The organism is Binatus soli (SeqCode), from assembly GCF_050015535.1.
Classification (GTDB): Bacteria; Desulfobacterota; Binatia; order Binatales; family Binataceae; genus Binatus; species Binatus soli.
Map to the genome: position 1 here is coordinate 78936 of NZ_JBEKBF010000010.1, position 14014 is coordinate 92949.

General features: G+C 62.4%; 14 protein-coding genes. 8 read left to right on the top strand and 6 right to left on the bottom strand.

What is annotated here, in order from left to right:
- Positions 1–82: 82 nt before the first annotated feature.
- The 5 genes from ABR989_RS09425 to ABR989_RS09445 form a co-directional block, all read right to left on the bottom strand.
- Positions 83–742 carry a protein-L-isoaspartate(D-aspartate) O-methyltransferase gene (locus ABR989_RS09425; protein ID WP_428127845.1) on the bottom strand — a complete coding sequence of 220 codons (660 nt, stop codon included), beginning with the start codon at positions 740–742 and terminating at the stop codon, positions 83–85.
- A gap of 207 nt (positions 743–949) precedes the next feature.
- Complete coding sequence (locus tag ABR989_RS09430; protein WP_428127847.1) at positions 950–1951, bottom strand: phosphatase PAP2 family protein; 1002 nt, start codon at positions 1949–1951, stop codon at positions 950–952.
- A 251-nt stretch (positions 1952–2202) separates the two neighbouring features.
- Positions 2203–2358 carry a DUF3309 family protein gene (locus tag ABR989_RS09435; RefSeq protein WP_428127959.1) on the bottom strand — a complete coding sequence of 52 codons (156 nt, stop codon included), beginning with the start codon at positions 2356–2358 and terminating at the stop codon, positions 2203–2205.
- A 21-nt stretch (positions 2359–2379) separates the two neighbouring features.
- Complete coding sequence (locus ABR989_RS09440) at positions 2380–2559, bottom strand: CsbD family protein (RefSeq protein WP_428127849.1); 180 nt, start codon at positions 2557–2559, stop codon at positions 2380–2382.
- 48 nt (positions 2560–2607) lie between these two features.
- Entirely contained in the window at positions 2608–3009 is a 402-nt protein-coding gene (locus ABR989_RS09445) for a hypothetical protein (RefSeq protein ID WP_428127851.1), read from the bottom strand.
- A 344-nt stretch (positions 3010–3353) separates the two neighbouring features.
- Here ABR989_RS09445 and alr point away from each other — a divergent pair, with 344 nt between their 5' ends.
- Genes alr through ABR989_RS09475 form a run of 6 tightly spaced genes read left to right on the top strand, consistent with a single transcriptional unit; the run spans position 3354 to position 10058 of the window.
- Positions 3354–4481, top strand: coding sequence for an alanine racemase (gene alr, locus ABR989_RS09450; protein WP_428127853.1), 1128 nt, complete (start codon positions 3354–3356; stop codon positions 4479–4481).
- A gap of 6 nt (positions 4482–4487) precedes the next feature.
- Positions 4488–6056 carry a bifunctional phosphoribosylaminoimidazolecarboxamide formyltransferase/IMP cyclohydrolase gene (gene purH / locus ABR989_RS09455; protein ID WP_428127855.1) on the top strand — a complete coding sequence of 523 codons (1569 nt, stop codon included), beginning with the start codon at positions 4488–4490 and terminating at the stop codon, positions 6054–6056.
- 14 nt (positions 6057–6070) lie between these two features.
- Positions 6071–7408 carry a phosphoribosylamine--glycine ligase gene (gene purD, locus ABR989_RS09460; RefSeq protein WP_428127857.1) on the top strand — a complete coding sequence of 446 codons (1338 nt, stop codon included), beginning with the start codon at positions 6071–6073 and terminating at the stop codon, positions 7406–7408.
- 27 nt (positions 7409–7435) lie between these two features.
- Positions 7436–8092 (top strand): L-threonylcarbamoyladenylate synthase, encoded by a 657-nt coding sequence (locus tag ABR989_RS09465; protein WP_428127859.1) that lies wholly within the window; start codon positions 7436–7438, stop codon positions 8090–8092.
- Positions 8089–9384 (top strand): DUF1015 domain-containing protein, encoded by a 1296-nt coding sequence (locus ABR989_RS09470; protein ID WP_428127861.1) that lies wholly within the window; start codon positions 8089–8091, stop codon positions 9382–9384. Before ABR989_RS09465 ends, ABR989_RS09470 begins: the two co-directional genes overlap by 4 nt.
- 26 nt (positions 9385–9410) lie before the next feature.
- Positions 9411–10058, top strand: coding sequence for a histidine phosphatase family protein (locus ABR989_RS09475; RefSeq protein ID WP_428127863.1), 648 nt, complete (start codon positions 9411–9413; stop codon positions 10056–10058).
- Positions 10059–10061: 3 nt separating this feature from the next.
- Here the strand turns inward: ABR989_RS09475 and ABR989_RS09480 are convergent, their stop codons facing one another.
- Positions 10062–10850: a class I SAM-dependent methyltransferase gene (locus tag ABR989_RS09480; protein WP_428127865.1), complete on the bottom strand. Its 789-nt coding sequence runs from the start codon at positions 10848–10850 to the stop codon at positions 10062–10064.
- A gap of 318 nt (positions 10851–11168) precedes the next feature.
- Here ABR989_RS09480 and eno point away from each other — a divergent pair, with 318 nt between their 5' ends.
- Together eno and gpmI are read left to right on the top strand one after the other, a co-directional pair.
- Entirely contained in the window at positions 11169–12476 is a 1308-nt protein-coding gene (eno, locus tag ABR989_RS09485; protein WP_428127867.1) for a phosphopyruvate hydratase, read from the top strand.
- Complete coding sequence (gpmI, locus tag ABR989_RS09490; RefSeq protein WP_428127869.1) at positions 12476–14014, top strand: 2,3-bisphosphoglycerate-independent phosphoglycerate mutase; 1539 nt, start codon at positions 12476–12478, stop codon at positions 14012–14014. The genes eno and gpmI overlap by 1 nt, the downstream gene beginning before the upstream one ends.

Sequence of the window (14014 nt, forward strand, 5' to 3'; positions counted from 1 at the left end):
CACTCCCCGATCACATCATCCGCCGTCCGTCACCACCGCTACCCGCCGCACCGCATCCTGCGAGCCGCGCGAAATCAGCGCGCTAATCCTGAAAGCCGTGCTTGCCCGTCATCTTTACGAATCGGCACTCGCCGAAATATTCCTCGCTCCAGTGCCCGGTCTTGCGGCTGATACGCACCAGGGTCTGGAGTTCATCTTCGCCAATTGGCGCGATCAATCGCCCATCCGGCGTCAATTGATTCAGCAGCGGAAGAGCAATTCCGGGCATCGCCGCCGTCACCATCACGACGTCGAAGGGCGCCTCCTCGGGCCATCCATCCGAACCGTCGGCGCATCGAAGATAGACGTTGCTGAAGCCCATCGAGTTGAGAAGCGCACGGGCGCTATCGTGAAGATGCGCGTTGAGCTCGACGGAATAGACTGCACGCGCGAGACGCGCGAGCACTGCGGTCTGATAACCCGAACCGGTGCCGATTTCGAGAACTTTCTCCGTGCCTTGGAGCTCGGCGACCTCGCTCATCAGCGCGACCATGTAGGGTTGCGAAATAGTCTGCGAGTCGCCGATTGGCAGAGGGCCGTCATCGTAGGCGTGCTCGTGAAGTTCCACGGGAAGGAACCGATGACGGGCGACCGTGCGCATCGCAGCGAGCACGCGCGGATCTTTTATCCCGCGGCGTTCGAGTTGCTCGAGCACCATCCGCTCGCGCGCGTTTTCGAGATCGATCGCCATAGCCGATACCATTATACAGATACGCCGGCCAACGATTAAGGTATCCCGGGCAGGCTTGCCGAGGTGGAGAATTCCGTCATTTCCGGCGCGTGGGAGATAGCAGAATGCCGTTTTTCGATTCGGCGGGAATCAAGATTCATTACCGTGACGGCGGCTCCGCCGGGGCCGTGTGCGCTTGATCTGTCTCCCTGCGAACGCGGGGCGGCCTGGACGAAAGGCTTAAAGGACCAAGTGCAAACGGGAAGCGGCCTCGGCTGGTCCCATAGTGTTAGTTTCAGCCAATCTGAGTTTTGTGAAAAGTAGAGGCGCGACGAATATGCTTATGACACCGGCAATTGTGTAGCGGATGTACTGCAACATATATCCCAGGACCGAGAAGTCACCGGCTATTGCTCTAAAGACCTTATCGAGAACGAGCAGCGCCACCAGCACCATGGCAACGGACATGGCGAATCGCAGCATTTTTGCCAGTGGCTTGGAGCTTCTGGGATCGAAGTCCACAGTGCTCAACTCAATGGGGCGGCCAATGACGATGCCCGTCAAAAATCCTGCATAGCCCAAAAATGCGCGGGGCTGACCGTCGATGCGCCAACCGTTGATTGCGATGGTGGCGAGCCAGAGAATCACGCTTGAGGCAACAACGATCGCCACTTGATGCTTATATGACAGCTTATTCCATCCGTCGCTGATTTTATCAGCACGTTTTATGGCTACGAAGGCGACAAGCAGTCCAATCACCCAACCAATGAGAACATCCCCGGGATAGTGGACACCGAGGTAGGGGCGCGAAAATCCTGTGGCAAGAATCGCCAGGACTGCGATGATTCTTACGAAGGGATATTCGACAAAGGCGTAGAGATAAGAGTAGAAAGCCGAACCGGACATGGCGTGACCAGAGGGCGTTGAATACTCGGTCGCAAGTGCTTTTGCATTCTCCCTTGATACCGCCCACTTCTGGAGATAGGTGCCTTCATGGATGAAGGGCCGAGGATTCTTGATGATTATCTTAAGGACGTGATTGAGACACATCGTCAGCAATACCAATACCGCAAGCCGGACAGCCAGCGTCTTGTCGAACATGACGTAGATTAGTGTCACGACAAGAATGTATCCCTCGACTTGGCCGACGAAACTGGCGAGTAGAAAGAATTTCGTGAGAAGAAGATTCCTGTGGTCTGCCAGGGATTCCATGACAGCCATGTTGAATGTCAATTGAGCCATGATTCTTGCTTCATGGGCCTGGCTGCGCGATGGCGATGACGGGCATCACGGTGAGCACGCGCGGTCTTTTATCCCGCGGCGTTCGAGCTGCTCGAGCACCATCCGCTCGCGCGCGTTTTCGAGGTCAATTGCCATTGCCGGCGCCATTATACAGATACGCCAGCCAACGATTAAGGTATCCCGAGCAGGCTGTGCTCGAATTCCTGTCAGCTCGGAAATCAGGCGCCCGGTCGAAGGGCGGCGCGGAGGACTCAGGCCTGGCGCAGGACGAACAGCACGAGCCACACGAGCAGGATCGTGCCGATCAGCCCGCTGGGCGTGTAACCCCATTGGTTACTGAAAGAATGAATCGGAAGTACGCCGAATAGCGCGAGTACAATCACTACGAGCAGAATTGTATATAATATTTCCCAGGCCTCGCGAAATTACTAGCGCTTGTTGTCGTGCTTGACCGCCGCAACCGCCTTGTCGATCGTCTTTCCGATCGCATCCTTGACGTTGCCGGCAGCTTGATCCATCTTGCCGCGATTTTTCAGCTTGCTATCGTTGGTCAATACACCAACCGCTTCTTCGACGCGTCCCTTAACTTTGTCAGTTGTTCCACTCATTAGTTGTTTCTTCCTTTTATTGAACTCAGATTTCGTTGTCGTGCAAAGTTATTTACTTGCCGCAGACGCCAGCGGCGCAATTATCACCGGTATGAGCAACGGTCCGTCTGACAAGCTTCGGTCTATTGAACCGATGCGCCCCCAATCCTCGCGCTGCCAGTGCTCCAGAATCACGCGCATCGACCACCAAACCAGGACGAAAACGACCAGCGATGCCAGCAAGGTGGGAATGGCGCCGTCGAGGCTGAGCACTTCCTGATAGCGGCCGGATGCGGCGCGGCGAAAGGAATCCGCTTCGACGAGATATCCGGTGACGGGAGTGAGCGCATTCGCAACAAAGCTGGCGAAGGCCGAGTACGCGACGCCGGCGGTTAGTCCGGCGAGCAAGCTCAATTTTTCCGCGCTGGCCGATAGATTGGCGCAGACAGGGTGGCGACGAGGTTGTGCCATGCGGGCCTCCTCAAGCCTTGCGATCGTACTAATGGCGTGGTCTAGCGGAACGTGGTCAAAGGCGAGCGGAAGGGCCACTGTAGGGCTGGATCAAGTCGGGACTCAACTCTTATATCGATTCCGGCTTTTTATAGCTTAAACTGATATTTTACTAATGTCAAGTCGGTGAAAATATAATCAACTGAGAAATAGATTGGATATATATTCCCCGGCACCCTCACCTACCTCGCTGGAGATGAGTGCGCGCCAACCCAACCCCTAACCCCTTCCCTTGAGGGAAGGGGAACAATCGAGGGAGGTGCGGGCTTGCGTCCGTGCGCGGGGAGAGAGAGATTCAGCCTTCGATGGCAATTGAAACGCAACGCCCCACTATCGCCGAGATCGATCTCGGCGCGCTCCGCTCCAATTTCCGCGCGCTGCGGGCCGTGGCCGCGCACGGCGAATTGATGGTCGTGGTCAAGGCCGACGCTTATGGGCATGGCGCGGTGACGGTGACGCGCACGTTGATCGACGAAGGATGCCGTCATTTCGGGGTTGCGACGCTCGACGAGGCGCGCGAGCTGCGAGAGGCGGGAATTCGCACGCGCGTGTACCTGCAGGCGGGCTTCTTCGCCGAGCAGGCAGCCGAGATTGTCGCGCTCGACTTGACGCCATTCGTCTTCGACGCCGCAATGATCGGACTGCTCGACCGCGCGGCCGCATCGGCCGGCCGCAGGGATTTTCCGATTCACCTCAAGATTGACAGCGGCGCGACGCGGCTTGGAGTGATGCCGGCGGATATTCCCGATGTCATCGAGGCGGTCCGGAGCGCGTCGGCGGTGCGCCTGGAGGGCGTCTGCACGCTGCTGGCCAACGCCGGCGATCCGCAGAGTCCGATCACCGACGCGCAACTGCGGGTCTTCAATAGGGCAATCGACACGCTGAACGCGGCCGGGATGAAGCCTTCGGTCATCCACGTTGCAAATTCGGCGGCGCTGGTGCTGCGGCACGACTCGCATTTCAACCTGGCGCGGCCCGGACTGGCGATCTACGGCCTGCCGCCGGTGGCCGCGGTGCGCGAGCGCGTCGAGCTGCGGCCGGTCATGACGTTCAAGACCCGGCTGATGCAGATCAAGCGCGCGCCGGCTGGAAGCGGCGTGGGCTACGGACATACCTTCGTCGCGCCGCGCGAAAGCCTGATCGGCGTGCTGCCGGTCGGTTACGCCGACGGCTACCGCAGAGGGCTGCAACACGGCGGCGAAGTGATAGTGCGCGGCGCGCGCGCACCCGTGGTCGGCGCGGTCTCGATGGACTTGACGACGATCGACGTCACCGACATCGCGGGCGCGTCGGTTGGCGATGAGGTAATCTTGTGGGGCGAATCGGGCGGGGAGACGATCAGCGTGAACGATGTCGCGCGGCTGGCGCAAACGATTTCGTACGAGATGCTTTGCACGGTCGGTAAGCGGGTGCCGCGCGTAATTCGGAGCTAGATGGCAATGAACAGCGACAGGGTCGTGATCAGACGCGCGCTGATCGGCGTAGCGGACAAGGCAGGGGTGGCGGATTTTGCCAAGGCGCTGGAACGGCACGGCGTGGAAATCGTATCGACCGGTGGCACGATGGCGGCTCTGGAAGCGGCCGGCGTGAAAGTCAGATCGGTCGAGAGTTTCACCGGCTCGCCCGAGATGTTCGACGGACGCGTGAAGACACTGCATCCGAAGATTCACGGCGCAATCCTGGCGCGGCGCGGCGACGAGAGCCATCAGCGCCAGATGCTGCAGCATCGGATCGAGCCGATCGACCTGGTGGTCGTGAATTTCTATCCATTCGAAAAAACGGTCGCGAAACCCGGCGTGAGTCTTGACGAAGCGATCGAAAATATCGACATCGGCGGACCCACGCTGGTGCGCGCGGCGGCGAAGAATCACGGCGACGTCGCGGTCGTGGTCGATGGTGCGGACTACGCCGCGATCGCCGCCGAACTCGACTCGCACCAGGGCGGGATCACCGCGGACACGCGATGGCGCCTGGCGCGCAAGGCATTCGCGCGCGTGACTGCTTACGACGCGGCAATCTCAAATTATCTCGGCACGCATACCGGCGACGGCGGCGATTCGGCGCTCGGCGAGACCTTCAACCTTGCGCTCGAGCGCGAACAGGCGCTGCGCTACGGCGAGAATCCGCATCAGACCGGCGCGCTGTACGGCCGCTTCCTCGAGATCGCGCATCAGCTTCACGGCAAGGAATTGTCGTTCAACAACGTGGTCGATATCAGCTCGGCGATGAACCTGATGCTCGAGTTCGAGGGCGAGCCGGGCGCGGTGGTGGCGATCCTGAAGCACAACACGCCGTGCGGCGTGGGCATCGGCGAAACGCTCAAGGGGGCGTGGGACAAGGCGTTCGCGACCGATCCGGACTCGCCGTTCGGCGGCATAATCATCGCGAATCGGCCGTGGGACATGGAGTTCGCACGCGCGGTCGATGAATTATTTACCGAGGTGCTGATCGGCCCCGCGTATCCGGACGAGGTAATCTCGTTCCTGCGCAAGAAAAAGAACCGGCGCGTGATGACGTTCAATCCGGGCGCGGTGGACCGCAAAGAACTTGACGTCAAGAAGGTGCTCGGCGGATTGCTGGTGCAGACGCCGGACCTGGCGATCGAAGACCCGCGCGAAGGCAAAATCGTGACGCGGCGGCGGCCCACCGACGCCGAGATGCGCGCGCTCACGTTCGGAATCAAGGTCTGCAAGCATATCAAGTCCAACGCGATCGCGTTCGTCGCGGAAGATCGCACGCTGGCGGTTGGCGGCGGCGCGACCTCGCGGATCGATCCGGTATACGCCGCGCGCGAGAAAGCGGCGCGGCTCAAAGTCGCGCTCGAGGGTTCCGTGCTCGTCTCCGAAGCGCTGTTTCCATTTCCCGACGGCCCGACGCTCGCGGCCGAGGCAGGCGCGACGGCGATCGCGCAACCCGGAGGCGCCGTGCGCGACGATGAAGTGATCGCGGCGGCGGACAAGTACGGGCTCGCGATGGTCTTCACGGGGGTGCGCCACTTCAGGCATTAGCTGCGCGCCGGGCGATGAAAGTACTGGTTATAGGCAAAGGCGGGCGCGAGCACTCGCTGGTCTGGCGGCTTCATCAGAGCGAGACCGTGTCCGAGATTTTTTGCGCGAGCGGAAATCCGGGGATCGATCAGATCGCGCAAGCGGCGCCGATCGCGCCGACCGATGTTGCCGCGCTGGTGGAATTCGCGAAGTCAAAGGCGGTCGATCTGACAGTGGTTGGTCCCGAGGATCCGCTCGCCGCCGGCATCGTCGATCAGTTCACGCGCGAGGGACTTAAAATATTCGGGCCGACCGCGGCCGCGGCGCAGCTTGAAACCAGCAAATCGTTTGCGAAAACGATCATGCGCGAGGCGGGCGTGCCGACCGCCGGCTTCGCCGCATTCGACGACGCGCAGTCCGCGCGGCGCTACGTGAAGGCGCGGACGGGATCGATGGTCGTCAAGGCGGACGGGCTCGCGCTTGGAAAAGGCGTGGTCATCTGCCACGACGCGAAGGCGGCGCTGGATGCGATCGCGGATGCGATGGAGCGGCGGCGCTTCGGAGCGGCGGGCAATCGCGTAATCGTAGAGGAGTTTCTGAGCGGCGAGGAAGTTTCATTTTTCGCGCTGTGCGACGGCGAAAACGCGGTCCCACTCGGCACGTTTCAGGATCACAAGGCGGTCTTCGACGGCGATCGAGGCCCCAACACCGGCGGCATGGGCGCGTATTCGCCGGTGCCGCAATTCGGGCCCGAGCTCGAAGCGCGCGTGATGCGCGAGGTGGTCGGGCCGACGCTGGCGGCGATGAGCGCGCGCGGGACTCCGTTTCGCGGGCTGCTGTTCGTGGGCTTGATGATGGACGGCCAACGAATCAACGTGCTCGAGTTCAACGTCCGCTTTGGCGATCCGGAATGCGAAGCGCTGATGATGCGGCTGGACAGCGACTTGGCGGAGAACCTGCTCGCGGCCGCCGACGGGAAAGTCGCCAATGCGGCGATCAGGCTCTCGCCGCGCAGCTCGGTCGCGATCGTGCTCGCATCGGGCGGATACCCCGGCGACTACAAAAAGGGAATTGCGATCAGCGGGCTGGATCGGCTCGAAGGCAACCTCCCGTCGGACATCAAGATCAAATGGGCGATGGGCAAGATTCGGGTGAAGGTTTTCCATGCGGGCACCGCGATGCGCGGCGCACAGTTGGTGACGGACGGCGGGCGCGTGTTGACGGTGACCGCGATGGCGCCGGAGTTGGCGACGGCGGTCGATGCCGCGTACCAGGCGGCCGAAATGATCGAGTTCGAGGGACGTCATTTCCGGCGCGATATTGCGCGGCGCGCACTCGCGCACGCTTCGAGCGGCGGCGTCGGTTCCGTATAATCGCTGTCGCAGGAGTCTGATCGTCATTTGCCGCGCTCATCGCCAATCAAGCCAAAAAAGCAGCGCGCCCGCGCCGCGGTGTTTGGGCTCGAGGATGGAATAGCGGCGTTGAAGGCCGGCGAGCTGGTCGTTTATCCGACCGAGACGTTCTATGCGCTCGGCGCCGACGCGTTTTCGTCCACCGCGCTGCGCCGCCTGTTTCGAGCGAAGGGCCGCGAGCCGGGACGTCCGGTCGGATTGATCGCGGCGGACACTGCGATGGCATTTTCGGTGGCGCGCGAAATACCGATCGATGCACGGCGGCTCGCCGGCGCATTCTGGCCGGGACCGCTGACGATCGTTTTGCCGGCTCGCGACGGCCTGGCGCCGGAGCTGATCGGACCCGACGGCGTCAGCGTGCGCGTATCGCCAAATCCGGTGGCACGCGCACTCAGCGCGGGAATCGGACGGCCAATCACGGCGACCAGCGCGAACCTGAGCGGGAAGGCGCCGGCAAGCACGCTCGACGAAGCGCGCGCGCGGCTGCGCGAAAACGTCAAAGTTTACCTGGAAGGCGGAAAACTGGCGGCGTCGGCGCCTAGCACGGTCGTCGCGGTCAACGGACGCGGGTGGAAAATGGTGAGAGTGGGAGCGATCTCAGAAGATCAGATCGCGGCCGCGCTGGCGGGAGACGCACTGAAATGAGCGCGCTCGGCAAACGGATCGAGCCATTTCGCGCGCTGATGTATAATCGTCAGATTGCCGGCGAACCCGCGCTCGTCGTGGCGCCGCCGTACGATTTGATCGGCGCGGCGCGTCAGGAACAACTGTACGAACGCAGTCCCTACAACGTCGTGCGGCTCGAATTTGGCCGCGAAGCGGACCGTTACGGCGCAGCGGAAAAAACCCTCGCGGAGTGGCTGGCCGCGGGCGTCGTCGAGCGGCCGGCGCGTCCGGCGATCTATCATTACAGGCAGACTTTCGATGTCGAGGGGCGGCTGCTTCATCGCACGGGATTTATCGCGCGAATTCGGCTCGAGGAATTCGATCGCGGGCGCATCGTGCCGCACGAGCGAACATTTCCAGCCGCGAAGGAGGACCGTCTGCGGCTGCTGACGGCGCTCGAGGTCAACACGAGCTCGATCTTCGCGCTGTACTCGGGCGCGCATCCCGAACTCGACCGATTGCGCGATCAGGTGGCCTCGCGCGAGCCGCTGATCGATCTCGTCGATGACTTGGGAATCCGCAACGAGCTGCGGCCGATCGAGGCAGCCGGTGAAATCGCGGTCATTCAGCGCGAACTCGAATCGCCGCGCTTGATGATCGCCGACGGACACCATCGCTACGAAACCGCGCTGAACTATCGACGCGCCCGGCGCCACGAGAACGCCTCGCGTGAGCCGCAGCCGTATGACTACACGATGATGACGCTGGTGGCATGCGACGATCCGGGGCTGGTGATTCTGCCGACGCATCGGGTGGTGAAATCGCTGCGCGCCGACGCGATCGCGTCGTTCACGCAACGCGCGCGCGAAGAGTTTAACGTCGAGGAAATCGCGCATCGCGACGCATTTCGCTCGCGCCTGAACGATTTGGGCAGCGGCGCGATCGGCGTGACGTTGAAGGGAAGCCCCAACTATCTGATTCTGCGGCTGCGCAGCCGCAGCGCGATGAAGGCCGCGATGCCCGATGCGGCGGCCGAGGTTCGGCGCCTCGACGTGTCGGTTCTGCACGCGCTGGTGTTCGATCGAATATTCGGCCTCGGCGCCGACGAGATTCGAAGAGGCGGAAATATCGAATACACGATCGAAATCGGCGGCGCGCTCGGCGCAGTCGCGCAGGGACATGCCGACGGTGCGTTCCTGATGAACCCGCCGTCGATCCAGGATGTCGAGCGGGTGAGCGACGCGGGCGCGACGATGCCTGAGAAATCGACTTACTTCCACCCCAAGCTGTTGACCGGCCTGGTGATGAATCCGCTGTTCGACGGCGAATGATTTCTGCCGGGCGCCATCGCGGTTAAATGATCAAGCGCCGAAGTCGCGGGTCGCAGTTGATCCTGGTTCGCCACGGCGAGACCGAAGGCGAGTCGAGCATCAGGTATCATGGCCGCACCGACGTGGCGCTGTCGGAACTCGGGCGCGCGCAGATGCGCCTTGCGGGCCGGGCGATCGGAACGCATCGCGGGGGCGGCGGAAATTTCGCGCGCATTTTTTCGAGTCCGCTCGTTCGTGCGTCCGAAGGCGCGCGAATCGTAGCCGGCGACTGGGCGCCGTTGATCACGATCGATGAATTCGCCGAAGTTCACTTCGGGTTGTTCGAAGGACTCACCGCCGATGAGATTCGCGAGCGTTATCCCGACGAGTTCGCGCGATGGAACGACGATCGACTCGCGCCGAGCTACACCTATCCCGCGGGCGAGAGCCGCGCCGACTTTGCCAATCGCGTCGAGCGCGGCCTGGAACGCATGCTGGCTCTATGGACGCCGCGCGGCGACGCGGGAGCTGACGACGCGCTGCTGATTGCGCATCGTGGAGTGATTCGCGCGATCGTGCGAAAGCTGACGAGTCAGGAGCCGGTCGTCGAGCTGGGGTCGATTCAGGTCATCCGCTTCGACGGCGCCTGGCATGCCGAGCTGCTCGATCTGATCGATCATCTGGGCGGCTCCTGAAGCTCACACCCGGCGCAGCACTCCCGTCCAGCGGTAGCGGCATTTGTCCAGCGGCTTGGCGAATGACAGGTCGCAGTAGGCGGCGACCATTTTGAACATCCCCGACGCCAGCGCCGCGAGTTCCAGCGTGGATGGGAGCGTGTAGCGCACCGGAATCAAATCGCGCGTAGTCACCGCGCCGGCGGGAAAGTTGATGGTGCATTCGAGTTCGTAGATCGAATGCAGCGGCGAGTGCCACACAACCGGGCGATTGAACTCGCGGATGTCGAGTGCGACACCGGCGGCGCGCGCGGTGCGTTCGCGCCACATGGTCCGCCGCGAGACGCGCGGAATCGGATCCTGGCGATCGATGTCTATGCAGTACAAGCCGCCGCGCTTGAGCGCACGGCCGACGGATTTGAGATGCGAGAGCAGGCGGGAGTTCTCGACGATCACCGGAAATGTTTCGGACATCAAAATTGCGGCGTCGAAGGGGCGCTCGGGGAGAGTGAACTTTTCGATCGGCCGGCGGTAGAAGCGAAGATTCGCAATTGCCTTCGCTTTGCGCCGCCCCGCCGCGATCATCGCCGGTGAACGATCGATTCCGACGACCTCGAATCCGTTGCCGTTGCCCGCCAGCAGACGCCCGTGGGGTGAGTCGCCGCAAGCGATGTCAAGGATGCGGTGCACCGGGCGCTTGCGATGGCGTTTCCATACCTGTTGCAGGAAAAGCACTTCGGCCGGAATTTCGCCGGGACTTTCCAAATGCGCGCGGCGGAAGACATCGGGATATTGATAGATGCTCGGTTCCATCGGCGATGAGCGTACAAGCGGCGCGCCCGCAGGCCAATGGCGGTGCGCGGATGAATCGAGACTTGAGATTTCGCGGCCAGCGGCGGGATAATGCCCGCGCGTCCGAGTTCCTGAACCACCGTTTACGGGAAAGCCACGATGAGCAAGCCGCTCGGCTACACGTGGGAAGAGATCGGCGCGCTGCGCGACAGCGGCGCCGTGTAGGTGTGTAGCGTTTGTCGGCATTCGCAGGGTTGTCTCTCCCGGAGCTGCGCGTGACAAGCTGACCCGGCCTGCTCTAGAATGCGGGACTTCCACTAATACGGTGAGGCTGAGTCAATGGCGGCATCCACAGAAATCGCAGAGATCAAGGCGCGCGAGATTCTCGACTCGCGCGGAAACCCCACAATCGAAGTTGACGTGCGGCTTCGCGGCGGCGCGCTCGGCCGCGCCGCGGTACCGTCGGGCGCATCGACCGGGGTTCACGAAGCGCTCGAGCTTCGCGACGGCGACGCGAAACGCTACGGCGGCAAGGGCGTGCTGAAAGCGGTCGCCAACGTCAACCGGACGATCGCGGACAAGCTCAAGGGCGCAGACGCGGCGAATCAGAGCGCTCTTGACCGGGCGCTGATCGAACTGGACGGCACCGCGAACAAATCGAAGCTGGGCGCTAACGCGATGCTCGGCGTATCGCTCGCGGCCGCGTACGCATCTGCCGCAGCCAACGGAGTGCCGCTGTATCGGTATCTCAATCCTGACGCGCGCGTGATGCCGGTGCCGCAGATGAACGTGGTCAACGGCGGGCGTCATGCGGACTCGAGCGTCGATATGCAGGAGTTCATGATCGTGCCGGCGGGGGCGGGAAATTTCGCCGAGGCAATCCGGATGGGCGCGGAAGTGTTTCATGCACTGGCCGCCGTGCTCAAGAAACGCGGTCATTCGACCAACGTCGGCGATGAGGGCGGATTCGCGCCGAATCTCAAAAGCAACGAGGAGCCGATCGAGGTGATCCTCGAAGCGATCGCGAAGGCCGGCTACCGCCCCGGTATCGACGTGTCGCTCGCGCTCGATCCGGCGTCGAGCGAATTTTACGAAGATGGCAAGTACGTGTTCGCGCGCTCGGACAAAGGCGCGCGCAGCGCGGAGCAGATGGTCGAGTTTTACGCGGGATGGCTGAAGAAATATCCGATCGTCTCGCTCGAGGACGGGCTGGCCGAAGACGATTGGGCGGGATGGAAAATCCTGACGCGCGAGCTCGGTGCGAAGACGCAACTGGTCGGCGATGACATCTTCGTCACCAATCCGAAATTTCTCAAACGCGGAATCGACGAGCACGTCGCGAATTCGATTCTGATCAAGCTCAACCAGATAGGCACGCTGACCGAGACGCTCGCCACGATCGAGATGGCGCGCACGGCGGGATACACCAGTGTGATTTCGCATCGCTCGGGCGAGACCGAAGACACGACGATCGCGGATCTGGTGGTCGCCACCGGCGCGGGACAAATCAAAACCGGATCGATGAGCCGGGGCGAGCGCACCGCGAAATACAACCGGCTTTTGAGAATTGCGGAGGAGCTTGGCGCAAAGGCGCAGTATCCCGGCGCCGCGGCATTCAAGCGCGGTACGGCGGGCGGGAAATCGTGATGGCCACGCGGCCGCCGGTTGCAGCGCTGGTGATTTTCGACGGATGGGGAATCAGCAAGAGCAGCGCGTCAAATGCGATCGCCGCGGCGAAGACTCCCGTGATGAACCGACTCTACGCGACGCAGGCGCACACCGAACTCGACGCGTCGGGCGAGGCGGTAGGCCTGCCGCCCGGCGTGATGGGCAATTCCGAAGTCGGGCATCTCACCATCGGCGCGGGCCGCGTGATCTACCAGGATTTGATGCGAATCACGAAAGCGATCGAGAGCGGGGCTTTCGCGCGCAACCCGACGATTGTCGATGCGATAAAAAAGACCGTCGCGAACGGCACGACGCTGCACATCTGGGGACTGCTTTCCGACGGGAGCGTGCACAGTCATATCGATCATTTGATGGCGTTGCTCGACCTCGCTGCTGCCAATGGCGCGGGCAGGATTGCGGTTCACGCTGTGCTCGACGGGCGCGACAAACCGCCGCGCTCGGCGCTCAAGTTTATCGACCAGCTCGAAGCGAAGCTGAAACAGCTTGGGCGCGGGCGAATCGCGACGGTCACGGGACGCTACTACGCGATGGATCGCGACAAGCGATGGGAGCGAATCGAGCAAGCGTGGCGCGCGATCGTTGAAGGGGATGGATTGGCCGCGCCGAGTGCGCGCGAGGCGGTGGAGAATTCGTACGCCGCAGGCAAGAGCGATGAGTTCGTCGAGCCGCACGTGATCGGAGAGCGATCGCCGATGGCGGACGGCGACCAGGTCATCTGCTTCAACTTCCGCGCCGACCGGGCGCGCGAACTGACGGCCGCGGTCGCGCTGGGCGGATTTTCCGGGTTCCGGCGATCGCGCACTCCAAAAGTCGGCTACGTGTGTTTGACCGAATATGACCGTTCGTTCGCACTGCCGTTGGCGTTTGCACCCGAAGACGTGCGCAACACGCTCGCCGAAGTGCTGGCGCATGCGGGGCTCAGGAATTTGCGCGTCGCGGAGACGGAGAAATATGCGCACGTCACGTATTTCCTCAACGGCGGCGTCGAGAAGGCGTTCCCGCTCGAAGAGCGCGCGCTGATTCCGTCATCGAAGGTCGCGACCTACGACCTGGAGCCGGCGATGAGGGCGGCGGCAATCGCAACCCGGGCCGCCGAGGAAATCGAAGGCGGCAAATTCGACGTGATCGTGATGAACTTCGCCAATCCCGACATGGTCGGGCATACCGGCAAGTTCGAGGCGACGGTGTTGGCGGTCGAGGCGGCGGACGCGGCGTTGGGCGTCGTGATCGAGGCGCTGGCAAAGCGCGGTGGCGCCGCGCTGGTGACGGCGGATCACGGCAACGCGGAGTTCATGGCCGATCCCGCGACCGGACAGGCGCATACCGCGCATACGACGAATCCGGTGCCGCTGATTCTTTACGATCCGAAATTCAAAGGGCGGCTCAAGGACGGCGGGACGCTGGCGGATGTGGCGCCGACGCTGCTCGGGATGCTCGAAGTGAAAGCGCCGGCCGAGATGACGGGGCGCGATTTGCGGATCGATACGGCGCGCTGA

Bases quoted from the DNA above. Each gene is read 5' to 3' on its own strand.
- ABR989_RS09425 (WP_428127845.1), bottom strand. From the start codon at position 742: ATGGTATCGGCTATGGCGATCGATCTCGAAAACGCGCGCGAGCGGATG.
- ABR989_RS09430 (WP_428127847.1), bottom strand. From the start codon at position 1,951: ATGGCTCAATTGACATTCAACATGGCTGTCATGGAATCCCTGGCAGAC.
- ABR989_RS09440 (WP_428127849.1), bottom strand. From the start codon at position 2,559: ATGAGTGGAACAACTGACAAAGTTAAGGGACGCGTCGAAGAAGCGGTT.
- ABR989_RS09445 (WP_428127851.1), bottom strand. From the start codon at position 3,009: ATGGCACAACCTCGTCGCCACCCTGTCTGCGCCAATCTATCGGCCAGC.
- alr (WP_428127853.1), top strand. From the start codon at position 3,354: ATGGCAATTGAAACGCAACGCCCCACTATCGCCGAGATCGATCTCGGC.
- purH (WP_428127855.1), top strand. From the start codon at position 4,488: ATGAACAGCGACAGGGTCGTGATCAGACGCGCGCTGATCGGCGTAGCG.
- purD (WP_428127857.1), top strand. From the start codon at position 6,071: ATGAAAGTACTGGTTATAGGCAAAGGCGGGCGCGAGCACTCGCTGGTC.
- ABR989_RS09470 (WP_428127861.1), top strand. From the start codon at position 8,089: ATGAGCGCGCTCGGCAAACGGATCGAGCCATTTCGCGCGCTGATGTAT.
- ABR989_RS09475 (WP_428127863.1), top strand. From the start codon at position 9,411: ATGATCAAGCGCCGAAGTCGCGGGTCGCAGTTGATCCTGGTTCGCCAC.
- ABR989_RS09480 (WP_428127865.1), bottom strand. From the start codon at position 10,850: ATGGAACCGAGCATCTATCAATATCCCGATGTCTTCCGCCGCGCGCAT.
- eno (WP_428127867.1), top strand. From the start codon at position 11,169: ATGGCGGCATCCACAGAAATCGCAGAGATCAAGGCGCGCGAGATTCTC.
- gpmI (WP_428127869.1), top strand. From the start codon at position 12,476: ATGGCCACGCGGCCGCCGGTTGCAGCGCTGGTGATTTTCGACGGATGG.